This is a genomic window from Bacillus sp. 1735sda2 (genome assembly GCF_024159245.1).
Classification (GTDB): Bacteria; Bacillota; Bacilli; order Bacillales; family Bacillaceae; genus Bacillus; species Bacillus pumilus_O.
Genome location: NZ_JAMYWZ010000001.1, coordinates 3,153,789 through 3,173,589, shown reverse-complemented (window position 1 = coordinate 3,173,589; position 19,801 = coordinate 3,153,789). Strand labels below are relative to the sequence as shown.

Genomic DNA, 19,801 nt, shown 5'->3' with positions numbered 1-19,801 from the left:
GGGTCATATAATAACCATTTATGAGGGGACTTTTCATTATGCATGCGAGTATAGCATCTTACATATTTAATAAACAAACAGGCGATATGGAAATGAGAATTAAATGTGATACAACAAGTAACAGCATGACTTTGTTGTGGCAGAAAAGACAAAGTAGTAGAAATCTGAACTTGTACGGTGGGGTGTATTTTCAAAGTGCTATAAACAATGGAATTGCAGAATTTAAAATGAACGTAAATGAAATACTAGACATCTCTACTTTGAATGATAAAGAAATTATTTGGGACTGTTTTTATGTAAATGGAAATGAAAAAGTGGGTATAAGTTTTCCAGAGGTTAATTCTTCATTTGAATATCATTTTTTCGAAAAAAGCCATTTATATAAAATAATACCATTTGTAACAAGAGGTGCTAAAACTCTGGCCTTATTTATGAAAACTGCAGAAATTCAAAGTAGTATTAGTTTTTTAGAAATTCAAAATAATAGAATTAATGGAATCTTAGAAATAGAATCAAATGAAATAGATATTCAACATTTACAAGCATATTTATGCTTACGTAAAAGAAATCATAACTCTTTGACAGAATATACACAAGAAGTCTCTACAAAGCTTATTTATAAAGAAAATAAATATCAAATTAAGGGCGAATTTAAAGAATTTTTTAATAATTTATCAAACCATACATTATGGGATATATTTGTTAAGTTAGAAAATTCCAATAATTCAGTTTATGTGTCAACAATTTGCGAACAAAGCAGTCATATAAAAGTAGATTTTAATGATTTCTTTTATTCTATAAATGTTTTATCAACTCTTTCTCACAATAGAGTGACATTAAGAATTAGCCAAAAAGAAATGGTTTCCTTGGTAGATTCTGTTTTAGAGAGTCAAGATCATTTTTATATTAAGGGGAAATTACCTAAATTAGGAAGTGGGATGACGTACAGTTTAGTTAGTAAACTCCGTGGGGAGGTAGCGGACAGCTTCGAATACTTCAATGAAAATGAAAAGGCAATATCAACGACTGATAATTTAACTTTTGATATTAAAGTTTCAATAGCTGAATTGATTTCAAATTTTAAAGACAGAGATATATGGGATTTGTTTATTAGATATAGACAAGATAATGAGTTATTTTATGATATACCTTTATCATCTAATAATAACCAAAAGCTAAGTTCATCTAATAAAAGAGTTACTTTATTTGTGAATGGTTCACAATCTTATTCAATTTGGGTAAATGTTGATAGAGCGCCGGGAGATAATTTAACAAACGTTGCGGTATTAGGTACTTGTTATAGTCGAAACGCTTTTAATACATCAGATTATTTTAACCCATACTATAAAAAGCTATATAAATGTTCTTATACTCAGTTTCATTCAAATATTATGAGTTTAGTATCTGACCCAGTGGAGTTCAATGAAAGTGAATTCCTTGATTGTGGATTAAAACCTTCTGATATTAAATATATCAGATCAGATTTTGAAAAGGATTTTTTTGAAAATTTAATAGAAAGTAAAGCTGAGTATTTAATAATAGATTTTTATGTTGATGCTTGTAGAGAGGTTATTCAAATTAAGGAGAATGCAAATATCACATTGAATTATTTACTCCCTCGGACGAAATACTTTAAACAAATTAAAAATAAGCATGTAATTTCTCATACAAATAATGAGGAGTATTTTGATTTATGGAAAGAAAATATTAAATTATTTGTAGAAAGACTTCTAGGTATAATGCCTGCAAATAAAATAATTTTGAATAGAGGTCGTCTAACAACAAAATATCTAGATTCAAACAATAAAATCAATTATTTTCCCGATCAAGATATTATAAAAAGGAATAATATATTATGGGATAGAATGGAGCATTATTTACTAAATTTAATACCAAAAATAAAAATAATTGATATGCGTGATACGTCTTTTGTTGGTCATTATAATCATCCATTCGGCAAAAGTTATGCACACTATGAAAGTGGGTATTACAAAGAATTTTTGTCAAAGCTAAATGAGATAGTCTTAATGGATAAAAAATAAACGATTATAACAAAGCAATATTTATCTTTAATATCAACATCAAACAATATTGAAATTTACAACAAAAAACCGATTTCCCTAGGAATGATCGGTTTTTTTCATGAAGTTATTACGTAATAGATTTTGACGTTTTTACTTTATTTTCTTTAGGAATTTGGTTTACCTTCCCATACGTCAGCTGACGCCAAATAAATTCCATCGGTCCATACTTAAACCGTTTTAACCAAAACGTACTGAAAAGCACAAGAAAGACATACACGCCAATAGCCGTGAAGAAAGTACCAGCCGGCTGAAGATGATCGACAAGCCCCGCTCCATATTTAAGAAATAGCAGAGTTCCAATGATCGAGTGAAGCAAATAACAGGTCAGGGACATCCGTCCGACTTTTGTAAAGACCATCAAAGCACCTCGTAGCTGAGGAACGTGTAGAAATAGCATCGCAAGTGTACTCATATAAAACATACTGCCAGTTAGTCCTCCGTTTTGTTCCAGAGCAGTGGCAATGCTCACCCAGAGTGTATTTTCAAAAGGATTGATTGCTACAATGATCGTACTGCTTTGAGTGATGAGAAAAGCGATTGTACAGATGAGCCAAATGCGATTCCAAATCGCTTTTTTCGCCTCCATGTGTTTGAAAAACGCCATTTTCACAAAATACACACCAAGTAAAAACATGAAGAACATAGAATAGACAGTAGAAAAAGAACTTGAAGCCATCGTTATCATATCTGTCCACCGATCACCAATCGATGCTAAATAAGTCAGACTGTTGTGGCTGATTAATTCAAAATCAGCAAAGTCCGGCTTGCCTGATGATCCTGAACTGACGGTATTGAGCAGCATCGTGAAAAAGGGCGTGAGCAATTGAATCACAAAGAGTGCGATCAACCAGTATCCGATGGTTTTGGCTGTGCGTTTGTAAAAGAAAAGCAATAAAAAGCCAGCGACTGCATAATACGCTAAAATATCACCAATCCAAACAAAAGTTAAATGCAGAAGACCAAATCCTAAGAGAATGGTTAATCTGCGGGCAAACAGCTTGTTCGGACTGTCCACCTTCTGAGCAGCTCGATCCATAAAAATCATAAAACCAACGCCGAATAGGAAGGAGAACAACGTAATGAATTTCCCTGAGGCGAACCAATTCACCAAGTTGTGAAAGACATCATTTGCTCCCATATCAAACCCTTTCGCCGAATCCACAATCAAAAAGTAATTCACCAAAATAATACCCATTAAGGCAAATCCCCGTACGATGTCTAAGAAATGAACCCGATCTTTCAAACTCATTGCGTGTGCTACTTTGTTTGCATTCATATCCATGCTCCTTTTCTTGTTATGATAAAAGTCATTCGGATCAATCCATCGATCCTTACAATGAATCAATATACGTCCCAATTCTTAACAATTTATGAAGATCCAATTCTTTGAAAATAAATGTGACAAATTGATGGAGAACGGTCAATTTCATAAACTGTTAAGATTTATACTGTATCTTTTCACATAGCTAGATGATATATAGTAAAGACATAAAAGAAAGTACATCACGTATCATGAGGTGAGAGAGACATGACACATCGAATATTAGTCGTAGAAGATGATCAGGATATTGGAGACCTTTTGCAAGAATCCCTTACACGTGCTGGATATGAGGTGCTGAGAGCGATGAATGGCGAGCAAGCATTGAAGTTTGTGGACGATTCGCTCGATTTGGTGATTTTGGATGTGATGATGCCGGGGCTATCAGGCATCGAAACGTGCCAGCAGATGAGAGCCTCTTCAAATGTCCCAATTCTATTTCTAACAGCCAAATCAAGTACATTCGATAAAACCGAAGGTTTACTTGCCGGCGGGGATGATTATATGACAAAACCTTTTTCACAAGAGGAGTTTCATGCTAGAGTGATTGCACAATTACGCAGGTACACCGTCTATCAGGAAAAGAAGGAACAGGAAGAAACTTTTCTTGTTGGGGGCAAGCTAAGGGTGAGCGAAGAATTTAATGAAGTGTGGAAAGGAAATCAACAAATCAAGCTGTCTGATTTAGAATATCGTATGTTGAAGCTGCTGATGAGCAGGCGAAACAAAATCTTTTCAGCCCAAAATATTTATGAGAGCGTGTGGGGACAGCCTTATTTCTATTGTTCCAACAATACGGTGATGGTGCATATTCGAAAGTTGCGTGCCAAAATTGAGGATGATCCGGCACGTCCTATCTATATCAAAACCGAATGGGGAAGAGGATACCGATTTGGCACATCGTAAATATACGCTAGCTAAAAAGCTGGCATTGCTGATTTTGGCGGCTGCCATTGTGAGCGGTCTTGTTTTTATGACGCTGCAAAAGATCACCAATGAGCTCATTGACGGATACTTGAGTTCGGACGAGTATTATGAGGAGGAGTCAGCTAAATATATTCAAAAATTCAGTCGTTATGTGTCTGAGAATAAGCTGTCTTCAACAGATCGACAAGCGTTTGGTGAGTGGGTGAAAAAAGAGAATTACATTAATTTGACCATCTTCAAGGATGAAGTGCTACAATATGACTCCATCTATTCGGCTGCGGATGAATCGGCGTACGGAAAAGAAAAGGTGACCCAGTACGCCGAGCATCATTCTTATCCGGTTCAGTTTAGCGACGGTGAAGGTCGGGTCATGGTGGATGGTTTCTATTCGTCTCGTTACCACGATCTTGCCTTTACACTCGAGCTGCTCGGAGCAACGCTTATTTTTCTCCTCATTGTTCTTATCGGTATTCGCAAAAGTTTACGCTACTTGCAAACGATTCATCAAGACATTCATATTCTTGAAGGCGGCGAGCTGGACTATGAGATGACAGTGAAAGGGCATGACGAATTAGCGATGATTGCCAAAAGTATTGAGGACCTTCGTAAAGCTTTTTTGGACAAGCTTCAAGCGATCGATGAGCTGCAAGAAGAGAGCCGCAGCTTGGTTACTGAAATGTCACACGATATGAGAACACCGCTGACGTCGCTAATGATGAATTTGGAGTTTGCGAAAAAAGAGGAGGCTGGAGCGGATACCCGTAAAGATCAATATATAGCAAGTGCTTATGAAAAAGCACTGCAATTGAAAAATCTATCTGATAACCTGTTCGCCTATTTTCTACTTGATAAAGAACATGAACCTGAGCTTGAGACAGTTGCAGTCAAAGAGGTTATTTACGATCTCTTATCAGATCAGGTGGCGATTTTGCAGCAAGAGACATTTAAGGTTCATCTTTTAGGAGAGCTGCCAGACAGCTATATCAACGTGAATGTCGAGGAGCTTGGCAGAGTGTTTGATAATCTGATGTCGAACATACTGAAATACGCTGACCCGAAAAAGGACATCAATCTCACATTTTTATCCGACCAAGAAATCTTTGAGATCCATATCAGCAATGCGATAAACGAGACAAATGACACGCAGGAAAGCACTGGACTTGGTGAACGAAGCATAAAACGAATGATGTCCCGTATGCACGGGCAGTTTGAAAGGATGGAAAAGAACGGCGTTTACTACATTGTGCTGCGTTTCTGGCACATTAAAATATAGGTGACAAATGAATAACATGGAATGGAGAGACAATCTAATGAAACGATTCAACAACTTCCAAAAGGTACCCGATCTCTTGCAAGGTCTTCTGAATATTTGTCTATTCTTTCTGGCCATTGCTTTAAGTGTCCTCTTAATTAGTGAGACTTGGTATATTGTCCAATTCGTCTACAAGAATGTTGTCAACAAAGGAGAAAGCTATTATGAAATGCTTGGTGAGCTGCTGATCTTCTTTATGTACTTTGAGTTTATTGCCTTAATTATTAAGTACTTTAAATCAAACTTTCATTTTCCACTTCGCTATTTTATTTATATTGGCATCACAGCCGTCATCCGTTTGATTATCATCGATCATAAAGAGGCTGTATCGACCTTCTGGTGGGCGCTGACCATTTTAGCCATGACCGTTGCCCTATTTATCGCTAGTAAACGACATGCGGTTCAGGAGCATGAAGAAGTGAAGTGAGGGAAGAAGACGAGCGATAACCGTTCGTCTTTTTTCGTGTCTGGACATTGACGAGATGAACACTCAGTCGTTATCTGTCTATTAATGAACGGTTAGGGTCAGAATGACAATTGATTGACATGCATCTAAAAAGTAGAATATGAGTAACAGTAAACAAACAGTTGTTCATTAATGAATAACTGTTTGTTATGGTGAATGATCAGTTGGATAAAAAGGTTTTTTCCTGATGTACATCTTCATATGGTATGCTTTAGAAGCCTTATCTTTCCATCGACATTGGTCATCATGATTCTATGAACAGGGGTCGATCATATGCGAAGCATTCAAAGTTTTTTAGTAGAAAAGCTGCTTGTTTTGACGAAAAAGAAACTCAATGTAAATGATTATCTAGAAGAAAGAAAAAGGGCAAATGAATTACCTTATGAATTGCCTGAAAAAATTAAGAATAAGTACAAAATCACTAAAAATCACTCGTTTCCAGTCGATACGTATATGTTGAAATCAAATGTCCAGCCGGATGACCATCAGGTGTTGTTTATACACGGTGGGGGCTATATTGAACAGCCTTTGACTTGGCATTGGCGTTTTTTAGATCGATTAACGAAGCAATTAAATAGTACGGTGTATGTGCCGGTTTATCCAAAAGCACCGAACTATCAGTATATGGATGCGATCGAGAGTGTCCTTCCTGTGTACCAAGCTCTTTTAGAGAAAGGAACACCTGAAAATATCGTCATCATGGGTGATTCTGCTGGTGGAGGTTTATCGTTAGCTTTTGCTCAATACTTGGCAAAAAAGGGCTTGCCGCAGCCAGGGAATATTATTCTTTTATCACCATGGCTAGATGTTACATTAAGCAACCCAGATATCGCTGCTATGGTTCCAAAAGAACCAATGCTCAATCTAGCCTTATTAATTGAAGCAGGAAAAAGATATGCTGGTGACATGGATGAAACACACCACTTAGTCAGTCCAATCTACGGGGAGATCAAAGCACTGGGACGAATTTCTGTTTTTATAGGCACTCACGAACTCTTCCTTCCAGATGCCCGTAAATTCAAAGAGATAGCAGATAAGCAGGGGGTTCCAATAAACTATATAGAATATCCTAAAATGAATCATGTGTTTCCTGTTTTCCCTATACCAGAAGCAAAAAAAGCGTTAAACCAAATTGTTGCGATTATTGAAAGTAATACCTTCCCTTTGAAAGAATGCAATGAATAAGATATAGGAATGAGGATGACTAGCGCAGCTGGCCATTCTTGTTTCTGTTTGAAGGAGCGAAAAAATTGACAGACACCAAGACCGAACCATTCTCATTTACAAGTATGCAGCAGGCAGCCCCTGTACATATTCCAGAAAGACAATTCATTTCATCACATGATGGTACAAGCCTTGCGTATTATCCATTTTTATCAGAAAAGAAGACGCAGGCCAATGTCATCTTGATTCATGGCGGTGGTGCTCATAGTTTAGCTGGTTACGAGCATATCGCCTATACGCTTCAGCATGATTTTCAAGTGAATACGTTTTTAATCGATTTAAGAGGTCACGGCCATTCAGATGGAAAAAAGGGCGATACACCTTGTGTCACAGATGTGTGGCAAGATATTTCGCAGTTTGTGGATACGGTCAAACAGCAGCATCAAGGAGCTGTTTATCTTTGCGGGCATTCTTCTGGAGCGGGATTACTGCTAAACTACTTATCTTGGCCGAAAAAAAGAGAGGTAGACGGTTACTTTTTTATTGCACCTGAATTTGGTTATCAATCAGACACTGCAAGGCCTGATCAAATTCCTTTTGCGAGCGTTCAAGTATGGAAATTCGTTTTGTCTGCCATGACAAAAGGAAGGCTGATGGGTCATTCTGAAGCCGTACGTTTTCATTATCCAGCATTGGTAGTTGAGCAAGACCCGCTTTTATTGACAGCCATCACCGTCAATCTATCCCTTGCCTTAACACCGTCCGCACCTAAAAAGAAATTTGCTGGGATTGATCAGCCCTATGCGATGTTAGTAGGCAGCGAGGATGAGCTGTATGATATAGAAAAAATTTCTGCCTATCATGAACTGCCACATGAAGAGATCAAGCAACAATCAGTCTATGAAGTGCTGGATGGACATACCCATTTGTCGGTGTTACTCGAAGCGGGAAAACAGATTGGGGATACCATCCAAATGTGGAGTCGTTCTATTTAGTATGAACAACTAGTCAACTCTCTCCCTTTTTCTTAAAATTTTACATTGACACCATCCTTTTCTATGATAAAATCATAGTGTGATAATGAGAATCGTTATCAAATGATATGACTACATATAGAATGGATAGGTGAGGTACATGTTCAAAAAATCTTTTTGGTCGCTATTAGTTGTGCTCTCCATCGTTTTACTTGCAGCTTGTGGCAGCAATAGCAGTGACGGCAAGTCAGGTAATAAAGAGAAAACAAGGACTGTTGAAAGCGCTATCGGTTCAACTGACAATATTAAGGATAAACCAAAGCGTATTGTGACGCTGTACCAAGGAGCAACCGATGCAGCAGTCGCGATGGGCATTAAACCAGTGGGTGTTGTTGAATCATGGCTGGAAGCACCTACGTATAAATATTTAAGAGATGACTTAAAGGATGTCAAAATTGTTGGGCAAGAAACACAGCCAAACTTAGAGGAAATTGAAAAACTGAACCCAGATTTGATCATTGCATCAAAAATCCGCCACGAGCAAATTTTTGATCAGCTGAAAGAAATCGCTCCAACGGTTGCAACAGAAACCGTATTCACATTTAAAGATACAGTGAAATTAATGGGTGATGCTTTAAATCAGCAAGACAAATCAAAAGAATTGCTAACGAAGTGGGATGACCGTGTCGCTGACTTCAAAGAAAAAGCGAAAAAAGATATCAAAAACTGGCCAATGAGTGTGTCTGTGGTGAACTTCCGTGCAGATCATGCTAGAATCTATCAAACTGGATTCGCAGGGTCCATTTTAACAGAGCTAGGCTTTGAAGGACCTAAGAATGTCAAAGATAAAAAGCAAGACATCATAACACTGACAGACAAAGAAAGCATTCCGCAAATGGATGCAGATGTGATCTATTACTTCATGGATGATCAGGATAAAGCGGTTGAAAAGGCTTATAAAGAGTGGACGAGTCATCCTTTATGGAAGCAGCTTGACGCAGTGAAAGCGAAACAAGTGCATAAAGTGGATGAAATCACTTGGAACATGGGTGGCGGTATTATCGCTGCAAACATGATGCTTGATGATATTTATGATCGTCTCGGAATTGATAAATAAGGATAACAGAGGAGAAAATGTGAAAAACCATTTTCTCCTTTTTCCATAACAGATTGAAAGCGGGAATCAGATGAGAAGTTTATTAAAAAAAGATTCGAGCAAGGCGCTGCTTTTTGCTGGATTCGTCGTATTGATGTTGGTCTTTTTTATGCTCAGCATTTCTCTTGGGCAAACCTCGATTTCCCTCAAAGCCACCATCCATGCGTTTCTTCATTTTGATGAATCGGATCCAAACAGAGTCATTGTCATGACATCCAGATTATCAAGAGCTTTAATTGCAACGGTTGTTGGATCAAGTCTAGCCATCTCAGGTGCATTGATGCAGGCATTAACGAGAAATCCGCTTGCAGCGCCAGATTTGTTAGGAATTAATGCAGGTGGACTATTTTTTATCGTCATTTCAATTGTCTTCTTTTCAACAGAGTCATTAACAGGCTATATGTGGACAGCCTTTTTAGGTGCGGCAATTGCAGGGATGCTTGTTTTTCTTTTGGGCTCCATTGGAAGAGATGGATTGACACCGGTCAAAATTGTCCTTGCAGGTGCGGCGATATCTGCACTGTTTGCGTCTTTTACACAAGGTCTTTTGATTGTAAATGAACAATCAATTCAAAGCATTCTGTTCTGGATGGCGGGTTCAGTGTCTGGTAGAAGCATTGATATGCTGCTCCCTGTTTTGCCTTATATTTTAGGTGCGACAGTTGTGGCGCTGCTTCTTGGACGCTCCATCAATGTCCTTTTGTCAGGAGATGATATTGCGAAGGGACTTGGTCAGCGTACGCTGATGCTGAAAATCACGATGGGAGTTCTCGTCGTCTTTTTAGCGGGTGGCTCCGTCGCTGTCGCAGGATCGATTGGATTTGTTGGTTTTCTAGTGCCGCATATTGTGAAAAAGCTTGTCGGACCTGACCACCGCTGGGTACTGCCGTATTGTGCCGTAGTGGGGGCGTCTCTTTTACTTGTCGCAGACCTTGCGGCTCGTTTTTTGATCATGCCGCAGGAAGTACCGATTGGTGTCATGACGGCGGTAGCAGGAGCGCCTCTATTTGTTTATCTCGTGCGCAAGGGGTTGAAGACAGGTGGCTAAAACATATACAGTGCGTTCAAAGGGCGGGCGCATTTCATTTCAATTTTCAAAGCGGACGTTTTTGATTTTACTTTTATTGACGGCCATTGCTTTTGGATTATTTATTCTCAGTCTCTGTATGGGTAGCCGGTTTATTTCGCCTATGGATGTGCTTCTTCATTTAATCGGTCAAGGAGAGGGAAATACCTTTGTGCTCAATACACTGAGAATTCCAAGAACATTGCTGGCTGTCTTAGTGGGGGCCGCGCTTGCGGTATCAGGGCTTATTTTGCAAGGATTAATCCGCAATCCGCTTGCATCGCCTGACATCATTGGGATTACGAGTGGTGCTTCGTTCGGTGCGATTATGTTTATTGTTTTTTGGATGGGCACTGTACCTATTGCGTATCAATCCTTATGGGCGATTGCAGGAGCTTTTGCTGTCTCGTGTCTGATTTATTTGCTTTCATGGAAAAAAGGGGTGAAGCCGATCACACTTGTCCTCATGGGCATCGGGATTTCTGCCATCATGAAGGCGTGTGTGACGTTTACTCTAGTTCTTAGTGATACGATGACGACGACAAAATCATATATTTGGCTGACAGGCAGTTTATATGGTTCTACGATGAAGGACGTCATGTCGATGCTTCCTTGGATCATGATCATTTTACCGATTGTCATGGTGTTATCAAGAACGATGAATGTGAAGGAGCTTGGGGATGATCTTGCAACAGGGCTTGGGGTGAAAGTGCAGGCAAAAAGGCTATTCTTTCTACTGATGAGTGTGACATTGGCAGGGATTGCCGTTGCCTTTGCTGGCGGTATTGAATTTGTTGGACTGATGGCGCCGCATGTTGCACGGATGATCATCGGCCGTTCCTTCATTGCGCTGGTCCCGGCATCTGCGCTTGTTGGGAGTATTCTCGTGATGCTCGCAGATTTAGTCGCTAGAACGGCTTTTCTACCATTAGATGTACCAGCAGGTGTATTCACAGCTGCAATTGGGGCACCGTTCTTTATTTATTTGTTATACCAGCAGAGAAATCGATAAACAAAAGATGGAGGTTTTGATATGAGGCCAGAGTGGGTGGAGAGAGAATTACTTGATTTCGGCGTACACATCACAAATGGACCAATGATATCTGATCGCACACTTGCTGCGCTTTTTTCAGAAGCATCTGTCCTGCGTTTATTAGAAGCTGAAAAAGAAGCGATGCATGCACCCAATCTTGCGGTAGCAGCTTCTATGTTTTCAAAGCGGTATGCCTATTTAGCCGTCAGTTCCTCTTTATATTTGATGACGCTGTATGACGGTGTCTATCAGTTTTCACCAGCAGCATGTGCATTTAGAGAGGATCGGAAAATTGAAATTGATGAGTCATTGTGTTCGTTTGTTCCATTAGAAGGAGATCGGAATGAATGGAGAGAGCAGGTTGTACATGCGCTGTTTACGGAGTGTGTTACACCTCTTTTAGATGTACTGAAGCGCACGTCAAGGCTCCCATATACCATTTTATGGGGAAATATAGCAGTTCGTATCAATTCTCTTTATCGCAGCATGATGCGGGAGGCTGAAGATCCTGCGGTGAAGCAGCGCGTGCGAGAGGACTATCTGTATCTGAAGCAAGCAGCGGGTGATGTATTCGGAGCAAAACAAAATCCATTTCATCACAGCTTAAACTTAGATGACAGTTTACTAGAAACATCCAATCGAAAGACTTGCTGTATGTATTATAAGCTCGAGAAAAAATCGGAGAGTCTCGATTATTGTCTTGTGTGTCCGCTTGATAAAAAGAAAGGCACTGCCTGTTGGGACTGACCCCCGTTTTTGAGACAGGAATCAAAACACCTTTATACAGCCAATTGCCGATAGTTTATCGGTGATTGGTTGTTTAGTTTCGTTTGAATACGAATGTTGTTATAATAATAAATGTATTCTTTGACAGTGCGTTCTACGATGGTGGTCGTAGTACGATCAATCCTGTTAAGATAGAACGTTTCAGACTTTAGTGAGGAATGAAACGATTCGATGGAGGCATTATCAGCGGGCGTCCCTTTACGGGACATGCTCATGGTAATGCCTTTTATATGAACAGCTTTTTGATACTCGTAAGATGTATACACAGAACCTTGATCGCTATGTAACACGCAATTCTCAGGCAGTGCTGGGAGCTGATTAAGTGTGTTTAAGATAAAGTCTGTGTCCTGCTTATCACCAATCGTAAAAGCAATCACTTCTCCATTATATAAATCCAATATACTGGAAAGGTACAATTGTTTCTGTCCATAAGGCAAATACGTGATGTCCGTTACTAATTTTTCAAGAGGGCGATCAGACTGAAAATTCCGATCCAGTATATTACCGGCTACGGCATAAGGCTGCCCATTCTTCTTACGCTTTTTCATTTTAACCCGGCATTGCCACTGGTTTTTCTGCATGATACGTTGAACAGTTTTATGGTTAATACGCATTCTCATTTTTAGTATGGCTGTGATTTTCCGATAACCATATCGATATTTGTGCTTTCGGCACAACGTGCCGACCTGTTTCTCTAGTTGTCTTTTAGAATGAGTCTGAGTCAAATCCTTTTTCCATCTATAATACGAAGTACGTAAGATACCTAAATGGACACAGATGTCCTGTACCGTCATCGTTTTGCACAATTCTTCTACGAGTTTGATTGACGTTTCCTTATCAACTTCCTTTCCAATTCGTTGTACTTTTTTAAAACTTCATTCTGTTGACTCAAATAGCGATTTTCTGCCTGTAGTCTCTCTAATTCAGAAGAGTACTCGGGACCCTTTCCATAGGTATATTGTTTTCCAACAGGTTGTTCGAACCTGTGTGTATCCCCAGCTTTATGCCATCTCACCCATGTCTGAACCTGCGTCTTATTCTTGATATTCAATTTCTGCATGATCTCTTTCATAGGTACGCCTGCCAACCTCATTTCCACAGCCTTCTGTTTGACTTCAACCGGATAACTCACTCTTGTCCCCATAGAAAAAACACCTCCATGTTTTATTTCGGATCACAACGATCCTTTTTCAAACTTGAAGGTGTTTTTTATTTGTCTCATCTTATGGGGTCAGTTCCTGTTCATAGCAGTGCCTTTTTTTTATTCCCAAATCTCACTTGCCCATTCTGGATGATCGATAAAGGGATTGCGGTTGTTCTGATATGTTTGATAAATGATCTCGTTGCGGTTCCGTTCGATTTGATCGACAGGGTCTTGTTTGTGCCACTTGAGAAGTACAGACATTTTACCGTGAAGAGGGGCGCTGCCATTATTCACTTTGTCGTTTAATTCTAAATCAGGAAAGCGGTCCTCACCTTCGTATCTCACCGCCATATAAAAGAGCATTCTTGCCACATCCCCTTTCACCCGGCTATGAGGTTCGAATGAATCGCTATCGTAGAAATTGCCTGGTGCTCCCTTGTATTCATTTCCGCCCATATCAAAATCTAAATTTCCACGAGTGCTATTCGTTTGTACGTCTGTTGCCCGCAGATGATGGAGGTCTGTACCTGGGCCTTGGCTTGTCCCAAAATTTCCGTGTGACTTAGCCCACACATGCTCCCGGTTCCACTGGCCGACATTACCGCCATTTGATTGCTTTGAGCGAGAGACACCGCTATAGAGTAAGAGCACGTTGTTTGGATTTTTTGGATCTTCATCCGTTTTCTTTAAGGCATCCCAAACCTGGCTGTAGGATAGCTGCTTATGATCATCAATAATATCGTGTAAAGCTTTCTTGAGAGCGGGTCCTGATTTGCCATTAGCAGATTGATAATAGGAATCGATTTGACTTGAAGCGGTAGTTTTCGCTTGCTGTGCAGATGTTTCGTTTTGAAGCTGTAACGGGGAAAATGAGATCGTTTGGCTCGGTTCATTCAGAGTCAAGCTTTGAGCATTCGCAGCTTGCGGTAGCGGAGCGGCTAACGTACCGAATATCATGATACCGGCAGCCACAGTTCCAAATAAGGTTCTCTTCATTCGATTTCCTCCTTGATAGGGAATGTATTCTCTTTATTTCTATCATATTGTCAGAAAGAAATAAATGGATTTATCGTAAATTTTATGTAATGAATTCGTAGGAAAAGAGATTGCTATTTTATCAGCATTACGGTATAAGTGGGCATATAGGATGACAGCAAGGGAAAGGATGGATAACGTGAAAGAACTGCAAATACCTTCAAGAACAATTATGACACCAGGACCTGTTGAAGTAGATCCAAGGGTGCTCCGTGTAATGAGTACGCCTATTCTCGGTCAATTTGATCCAGCATTTACACAGATCATGAATGAGACGATGACCTTATTGCGATCCCTTTTCCAAACAGAAAATGAATGGGCTTTTCCGATTGACGGCACATCTCGTTCAGGGCTAGAAGCTGTGCTTGCCAGTGTCATTGAGCCGGGTGATTCGATGCTTGTGCCTGTCTTTGGCCGGTTCGGTCATCTTCTCATTGAAATAGGACAGCGTTATGGGGCTGATGTACATACAATGGAATGTGAATGGGGAACGGTTTTTGACCCTAGTGATATCATTCAGGAAATGAAACAGGTGAGACCTAAAATCGTTGCGATGGTCCATGGTGAAACATCCACAGGACGATTGCAGCCGCTTGAGCAAATTGGTGAAGCGTGCCGAGAACTGGATGCGTTGTTCATAGTAGACGCTGTAGCAACCATTGGCGGGGCCGAGGTGAAAGTGGACGAATGGAAGATTGATGCAGCCATTGGCGGTACGCAGAAGTGCTTGTCGGTTCCATCAGGTATGTCTCCTATCACGTATAATGACCGGGTGGCAGCAGTCGTTGAATCGAGAAAGAAAGTGGAAAAGGGAATTGCAACACAGGATGAATTGCAGGAGCAAATGGATATTTCTCCAATCAAAAGCAATTACTTTGACCTTAGCCAGCTTCAGGATTATTGGAGCCCTAGGCGATTAAATCACCATACAGAAGCGACAACAATGCTCTATGCACTTCGTGAAGGGGTTCGTGTTGTGCTGGAAGAAGGTCTGTCTGAGCGTTTCAAAAGGCATGCATATCACGAGAAAGCCTTGATGAAAGGTCTTGAAGCGATGGGACTTGAATTGTTCGGTGATCCACGTTGTAAAATGCCAGTTGTGACATGTATTGAGATTCCAAGTGATATAGATGGAGAAGCGGTACGTTTCGATCTGCTTAAGCATTTTGGCATTGAAATTGCCAGCTCCTTTGGACCGCTAGCCGGACGTATATGGAGAATTGGCACAATGGGCTATAGCTGCCGAAAAGAAAATGTGCTCTTTGTGTTAGCAGGGCTAGAAGCAATTCTAATCAAACACGGTGCATCCATCCATTGCGGCGCAGGGCTTCAGGCGGCTCTTTCTATCTATGAACAAGGTGAATAATGTCATAAGAATACTCGCTATTTGCGGGTATTTTTTTATTTGGAAAAGAAAACTAAATTTTGAAAAACTAGACTTATAGATAGTGATATCGCTATACTGAAGAAGTTCTGATCATTTTTGTCATCATTTTCATTTATTTAGCAGAAAGAGGTTTTTTGATATGAAGAAAATGGGCAGATTATATATTTTAATGCTCAATATTTTTATTGCCATGCTTGGCTTTGGCCTTATTGTCCCTGTCATGCCAAGTTACATTGAAGCTTTTGGCGCAACAGGAAAAACACTCGGTTTTCTTGTCGCTGCAACAGGTCTCACGCAATTTGCTTTATCACCGGTCGCAGGCGCACTGACCGATCGATTTGGACGTAGAAAATTGATCATTGCTGGGATCGCAGGCTTTACAATTGCCCAGTTTATTTTTGCATTTGCTGATCAGCTTTGGATGCTGTTTGTGTCTCGGTTTTTAGGCGGTGCTGCCGGAGCTTTACTCATGCCAGCCATGTTTGCATACATCGCTGATATCACAAGTGAGAAGGATCGAGGGAAAGGAATGGGGCTATTTAGTGCTGCGATGACGTTAGGCTTTGTCATTGGACCTGGCGTAGGCGGCTATTTGGTGGAGTATGGGATTGCTTTTCCTTTTCTCATCGCAGGTTCCTTTGCCGCTCTTTCTACCCTATTGTCCATCCTGTTCTTACCTGAAACATTAACAAAGGAAAAGCAGGAAGAGGCGCGGCTAAACAAAGACATTCATTTCAACCCGTTTGTACAAATGATGCAAGTTTTAAAGACATCCTACGGTTTTTTGTTTATATTGGCGTTTGTCCTCAATTTTGGCATCATTCACTTTGAATCGATTTTCGGCTTATATGTAGACCAAAAACATGGATTTACACCGAAAGATATTGCGTTTGTGATTACGGTTGCGGGCCTTGCTGGCGTGCTTGTCCAAGGTGCGTTGGTGAATGCCTGTGTGAAACGATTTGGTGAAATGTCCGTCGTACGTTATGCACTGCTAGGTGCGGCTTTGATGCTCATCGTCTGCCGGGTTGCGCCATCCTTTTGGCTGATTTTCGCAGGCTCTATTTTATTTTTGTCGGCGACATCATTTGTTCGTCCAGCCCTCAACACATTGCTGTCGAAAATGGCAGGTAATCAGCAAGGAGTAGCAGGCGGTCTCAATACATCTTTTATGAGCCTTGCCAATATTGTTGGACCGAGTCTTGCGGGGATTTTATTTGATGTGAATATCGAGTTTCCTTTTATGTTCGGTACATTCGTGCTGTGCATAAGCTTCATTGCATCCATCCTGTGGGGGAAAAAAGTCCAGCAGCGTTCTGTGATTTCCTAAAATTCAATTATCAAAAAACCGATCAGCACAGATGGATCGGTTTTTTGATGGTCATGCCCTTTTATATGTCACGACAGGTGATTTTTCTTTATGAAGCGCACGAATCATGGCATCATCTACATGCAAATGCTCTTTCACTAATTGATGAGGAGTTAAGGCCATCCACTGATTCAATGAAATATCTGCAAAGCGATCACTTTTAAACATTTCTAAAAACCAAAGGCTCGTTTGACCGGTATTTTGGATGTAATGTCCCATACCAAAGGGAACATATCCGACATCACCTGCTCTGTAATTAAAGGTGCGGGCAGTGCCCCCGGCTCCAAAGACCGTCATTTTGGCTGTACCGGTTAAATAGTATTGCCACTCATCATTATTAGGGTGCCAGTGCATTTCTCTCATGCCGCCAGGCTTTACTTCAACAAGCGCAGCTGCAATGGTTTTTGAAACAGGGAAGTTTCGTGAATCGACAATACGGACAGTTCCCCCAGAGGTCGTCAGCGGTTTTTGGCGAAGCAGCTGGTACGTAAATGGCGGCTCAATGCTTCCGTATGGATCAGATACCGTTTGGCTTTCTAATGATGCTGGCGGAGAGCCTTGAAACATGTAGCGCTGTTTATTCGGAATATGGTCAAACAGCTTCTCAGGAACGCCAAAATTTTCGGAGAGAATGTGTTTCGGTGTATGGGCAAACCAGTCTGTGATGGTGAACGTATCAAATTCAGAAAAAGCACCATCATCAAAGACTAAAAGAAATTCACACCCGTCCTCAAGTCCTTGAATGGAGTGCGGAATACCTGGGGGGAAATACCATAAATCTCCTTCTGCTACATCAGCGATCATATTTCGCCCTTCTGCATCTACAGAGGTGATGCGGGCTTTCCCTAAAATCATATACGCCCATTCAGCCTGCTTGTGCCAATGAAGCTCTCGCACTCCGCCCCGAGTCAGCCGCATGTTGACACCTGCAATCGTTGTGGAAACAGGTAGCTCTCGCTTCGTAATTTCTCTTGACCAGCCGCCATGATTCAAATGCATATGTGTATCGGAATATGAAAATTTTAAGTTGGGAATGGTTCCGGCATCTGTTTTAGGTGGAACAAGCATATCCGGATTCTCGATATCTCGAAGGACGTCCCGTGGGCCTAGATCGGTTGCACCTGCACCATCCTCTCGAATTGGCTGCGGGATGTGACGCAGCTCATCATCCATTGATTATCCCTCCTTTTGTATCACATTTCTCCTCCAAACTATATGAAGCTTCGGGTGAAAACATTCAATCAGGATGGGGGGAAAGAATCATTTGAATACGTAATGCTAAACGCAGCCTTAATGTGACTTCAGGGTCTTTTAAGCAGATTCGAAGCAACTCTTCACACTTTTCTAATCGATAAATGACCGTGTTGCGATGAATAGACAAACGTTTCGCTGTTTCTGAAATGTGGCAATGCGTTTCTAAATAGACAGATATGGTGTGGAGGAGGTTTTGACCAGCTTCATATAACGGGTGAAGGTGCATCTGGTGAAACGTGACTAAATCCTTTCTTGGAATAAGCTTTAATAAATCTGGCACATCCTTTGCTTGGTAGAACTGAATATATTCGGACTGTGCCGAGAGATGCCCGGCTTGAAGCGCTTCTAATGCTTCACTGTAGCCCTCAGACAGATGGGTGATGCGACAACTAGTCAAGCTCGCGCCAAAGGAAATGGTGTGATTCACTTGTATGCTAACGAGTATCTGCATTTGTTTCAAAAAAGAAAGGAGTTTTTCACTCATCTCTGACCAATTGCCCGTCTCTTCCATTAAGACAATGACCATATCCCCTTTGACGAATAAAAAGGAAGGGAAAGTAGAGTGTGGAAGTGCGCTGTCGAGCAGATCAACGACTTGTTCTATCATCAGTTGCTGCTCTAAAAAATGAGTGTTCTCATGATACGGATCAAGCTGACAGATCATACATAGATAGCTGCTATCTACATTTAATCCAAACGACTTCGCAATGTGTGCATCGTCTTGCTGAGAAGACGATGCACCCTCTATCCATCTGCGAAACCCTTCGTTTCTGGCAAGCTTGGCCGTTTGCTGGGCAGTATATTGCCTCATTCGCGCAATCGAAATATCGTGTATTGCTTGTCCAATGATGACTTGCAGTGTTTCATCAAGCGGAAGAATGAACGATGGGATGACCACATACTCATATGTTTGTTCGTTTAGATCGATCGAAAAAACAGAAAAGGTTTGCTTCGTATCTATTATCGAAAAATAATGGGGTGTCCTGCTTTGGAAAAAGGGGAGAATGCGAATCCAATCAGGGCTCGTGATGATGATGTGCGAGTTGTAGAGAAGACGCCCATGCTGGTTACACAAATAGACAGGCTTGTGAATCCTTTCAGCGATTTTTTGCAATGCTTCAAATTGGTTATCGTCTATGTTCATACCCACTAAGTCTCCTTTATTGAAAACTATAGCTCTTGGTGAAGATGAATCAATAAATGGACAATCACTGTTCATTTCTCTGATATATAGTATGTTATCAGCTCACATCATTTTAGATAGAATGTTGTCAATTAATATGACAAACAAACAGAACTCATGATAAAATCACGCACCATCAGTCA

The 19,801-nt window shown here is 40.6% G+C and carries 16 protein-coding genes and 1 pseudogene; 12 read left to right on the top strand and 5 right to left on the bottom strand.

Features of this window, described 5'->3' with window-relative positions; all coding sequences use genetic code 11:
* Positions 1 to 38: 38 nt before the first annotated feature.
* Positions 39 to 2,042: a DUF6270 domain-containing protein gene (locus NKR21_RS16685; protein ID WP_012011178.1), complete on the top strand. Its 2,004-nt coding sequence runs from the start codon at positions 39 to 41 to the stop codon at positions 2,040 to 2,042.
* A gap of 109 nt (positions 2,043 to 2,151) precedes the next feature.
* Here the strand turns inward: NKR21_RS16685 and NKR21_RS16680 are convergent, their stop codons facing one another.
* Positions 2,152 to 3,360, bottom strand: a complete 1,209-nt coding sequence (locus NKR21_RS16680) for a DUF418 domain-containing protein (RefSeq protein WP_144457145.1) — start codon at positions 3,358 to 3,360, stop codon at positions 2,152 to 2,154.
* Positions 3,361 to 3,612: 252 nt separating this feature from the next.
* Here NKR21_RS16680 and NKR21_RS16675 point away from each other — a divergent pair, with 252 nt between their 5' ends.
* The 9 genes from NKR21_RS16675 to NKR21_RS16635 all read left to right on the top strand — a co-directional run bounded on the left by NKR21_RS16675 (position 3,613) and on the right by NKR21_RS16635 (position 12,247).
* A complete protein-coding gene (locus NKR21_RS16675; protein ID WP_088001764.1) occupies positions 3,613 to 4,308 on the top strand; it encodes a response regulator transcription factor in 696 nt (231 codons plus the stop codon).
* Entirely contained in the window at positions 4,295 to 5,602 is a 1,308-nt protein-coding gene (locus tag NKR21_RS16670; RefSeq protein ID WP_144457147.1) for a HAMP domain-containing sensor histidine kinase, read from the top strand. The genes NKR21_RS16675 and NKR21_RS16670 overlap by 14 nt, the downstream gene beginning before the upstream one ends.
* Positions 5,603 to 5,639: 37 nt before the next feature.
* Positions 5,640 to 6,068: a phosphate-starvation-inducible protein PsiE gene (psiE, locus tag NKR21_RS16665; RefSeq protein WP_012011173.1), complete on the top strand. Its 429-nt coding sequence runs from the start codon at positions 5,640 to 5,642 to the stop codon at positions 6,066 to 6,068.
* 312 nt (positions 6,069 to 6,380) lie between these two features.
* On the top strand, positions 6,381 to 7,292 hold the full coding sequence (locus NKR21_RS16660; RefSeq protein WP_144457149.1) for an alpha/beta hydrolase: 912 nt from the start codon (positions 6,381 to 6,383) through the stop codon (positions 7,290 to 7,292).
* Between the two features lie 65 nt (positions 7,293 to 7,357).
* A complete protein-coding gene (locus NKR21_RS16655; RefSeq protein WP_253602546.1) occupies positions 7,358 to 8,266 on the top strand; it encodes an alpha/beta hydrolase in 909 nt (302 codons plus the stop codon).
* A 139-nt stretch (positions 8,267 to 8,405) separates the two neighbouring features.
* Entirely contained in the window at positions 8,406 to 9,362 is a 957-nt protein-coding gene (locus tag NKR21_RS16650) for an ABC transporter substrate-binding protein (RefSeq protein WP_144457151.1), read from the top strand.
* A gap of 70 nt (positions 9,363 to 9,432) precedes the next feature.
* Complete coding sequence (locus NKR21_RS16645; RefSeq protein ID WP_144457153.1) at positions 9,433 to 10,449, top strand: FecCD family ABC transporter permease; 1,017 nt, start codon at positions 9,433 to 9,435, stop codon at positions 10,447 to 10,449.
* Entirely contained in the window at positions 10,442 to 11,479 is a 1,038-nt protein-coding gene (locus tag NKR21_RS16640; RefSeq protein WP_144457155.1) for a FecCD family ABC transporter permease, read from the top strand. The genes NKR21_RS16645 and NKR21_RS16640 overlap by 8 nt, the downstream gene beginning before the upstream one ends.
* 21 nt (positions 11,480 to 11,500) lie before the next feature.
* On the top strand, positions 11,501 to 12,247 hold the full coding sequence (locus NKR21_RS16635; RefSeq protein ID WP_144457157.1) for an IucA/IucC family C-terminal-domain containing protein: 747 nt from the start codon (positions 11,501 to 11,503) through the stop codon (positions 12,245 to 12,247).
* A 32-nt stretch (positions 12,248 to 12,279) separates the two neighbouring features.
* Here the strand turns inward: NKR21_RS16635 and NKR21_RS16630 are convergent.
* Together NKR21_RS16630 and NKR21_RS16625 are read right to left on the bottom strand one after the other, a co-directional pair.
* Positions 12,280 to 13,430 (bottom strand): IS3 family transposase gene (locus tag NKR21_RS16630; RefSeq protein WP_119124387.1). Its coding sequence is split into 2 segments (ribosomal slippage): positions 12,280 to 13,157 and positions 13,157 to 13,430, totalling 1,152 coding nucleotides; the frame shifts between segments, so codons are not numbered across the junction.
* A gap of 117 nt (positions 13,431 to 13,547) precedes the next feature.
* Entirely contained in the window at positions 13,548 to 14,426 is an 879-nt protein-coding gene (locus NKR21_RS16625) for an endonuclease I family protein (protein WP_144456418.1), read from the bottom strand.
* Between the two features lie 169 nt (positions 14,427 to 14,595).
* Between NKR21_RS16625 and NKR21_RS16620 the strand changes: the two genes are divergently transcribed.
* Entirely contained in the window at positions 14,596 to 15,831 is a 1,236-nt protein-coding gene (locus NKR21_RS16620) for a pyridoxal-phosphate-dependent aminotransferase family protein (protein ID WP_144456416.1), read from the top strand.
* A gap of 157 nt (positions 15,832 to 15,988) precedes the next feature.
* Positions 15,989 to 17,182 (top strand): annotated as a pseudogene (locus tag NKR21_RS16615) (MFS transporter); the annotation flags it as partial.
* Between the two features lie 51 nt (positions 17,183 to 17,233).
* Here the strand turns inward: NKR21_RS16615 and NKR21_RS16610 are convergent.
* Both NKR21_RS16610 and NKR21_RS16605 read right to left on the bottom strand, forming a co-directional pair.
* Complete coding sequence (locus NKR21_RS16610; protein WP_144456412.1) at positions 17,234 to 18,394, bottom strand: oxalate decarboxylase family bicupin; 1,161 nt, start codon at positions 18,392 to 18,394, stop codon at positions 17,234 to 17,236.
* A gap of 64 nt (positions 18,395 to 18,458) precedes the next feature.
* Positions 18,459 to 19,619, bottom strand: coding sequence for a PucR family transcriptional regulator (locus tag NKR21_RS16605; protein WP_144456410.1), 1,161 nt, complete (start codon positions 19,617 to 19,619; stop codon positions 18,459 to 18,461).
* Between the last annotated feature and the right edge of the window lie 182 nt (positions 19,620 to 19,801).

What these genes read in the sequence shown, in the direction of transcription:
- NKR21_RS16685 (WP_012011178.1), top strand. Translation starts at nt 39, where the DNA reads ATGCATGCGAGTATAGCATCTTACATATTTAATAAACAAACAGGCGAT.
- NKR21_RS16680 (WP_144457145.1), bottom strand. Translation starts at nt 3,360, where the DNA reads ATGAATGCAAACAAAGTAGCACACGCAATGAGTTTGAAAGATCGGGTT.
- NKR21_RS16675 (WP_088001764.1), top strand. Translation starts at nt 3,613, where the DNA reads ATGACACATCGAATATTAGTCGTAGAAGATGATCAGGATATTGGAGAC.
- psiE (WP_012011173.1), top strand. Translation starts at nt 5,640, where the DNA reads ATGAAACGATTCAACAACTTCCAAAAGGTACCCGATCTCTTGCAAGGT.
- NKR21_RS16660 (WP_144457149.1), top strand. Translation starts at nt 6,381, where the DNA reads ATGCGAAGCATTCAAAGTTTTTTAGTAGAAAAGCTGCTTGTTTTGACG.
- NKR21_RS16650 (WP_144457151.1), top strand. Translation starts at nt 8,406, where the DNA reads ATGTTCAAAAAATCTTTTTGGTCGCTATTAGTTGTGCTCTCCATCGTT.
- NKR21_RS16645 (WP_144457153.1), top strand. Translation starts at nt 9,433, where the DNA reads ATGAGAAGTTTATTAAAAAAAGATTCGAGCAAGGCGCTGCTTTTTGCT.
- NKR21_RS16635 (WP_144457157.1), top strand. Translation starts at nt 11,501, where the DNA reads ATGAGGCCAGAGTGGGTGGAGAGAGAATTACTTGATTTCGGCGTACAC.
- NKR21_RS16625 (WP_144456418.1), bottom strand. Translation starts at nt 14,426, where the DNA reads ATGAAGAGAACCTTATTTGGAACTGTGGCTGCCGGTATCATGATATTC.
- NKR21_RS16620 (WP_144456416.1), top strand. Translation starts at nt 14,596, where the DNA reads ATGGATAACGTGAAAGAACTGCAAATACCTTCAAGAACAATTATGACA.
- NKR21_RS16610 (WP_144456412.1), bottom strand. Translation starts at nt 18,394, where the DNA reads ATGGATGATGAGCTGCGTCACATCCCGCAGCCAATTCGAGAGGATGGT.
- NKR21_RS16605 (WP_144456410.1), bottom strand. Translation starts at nt 19,619, where the DNA reads ATGAACATAGACGATAACCAATTTGAAGCATTGCAAAAAATCGCTGAA.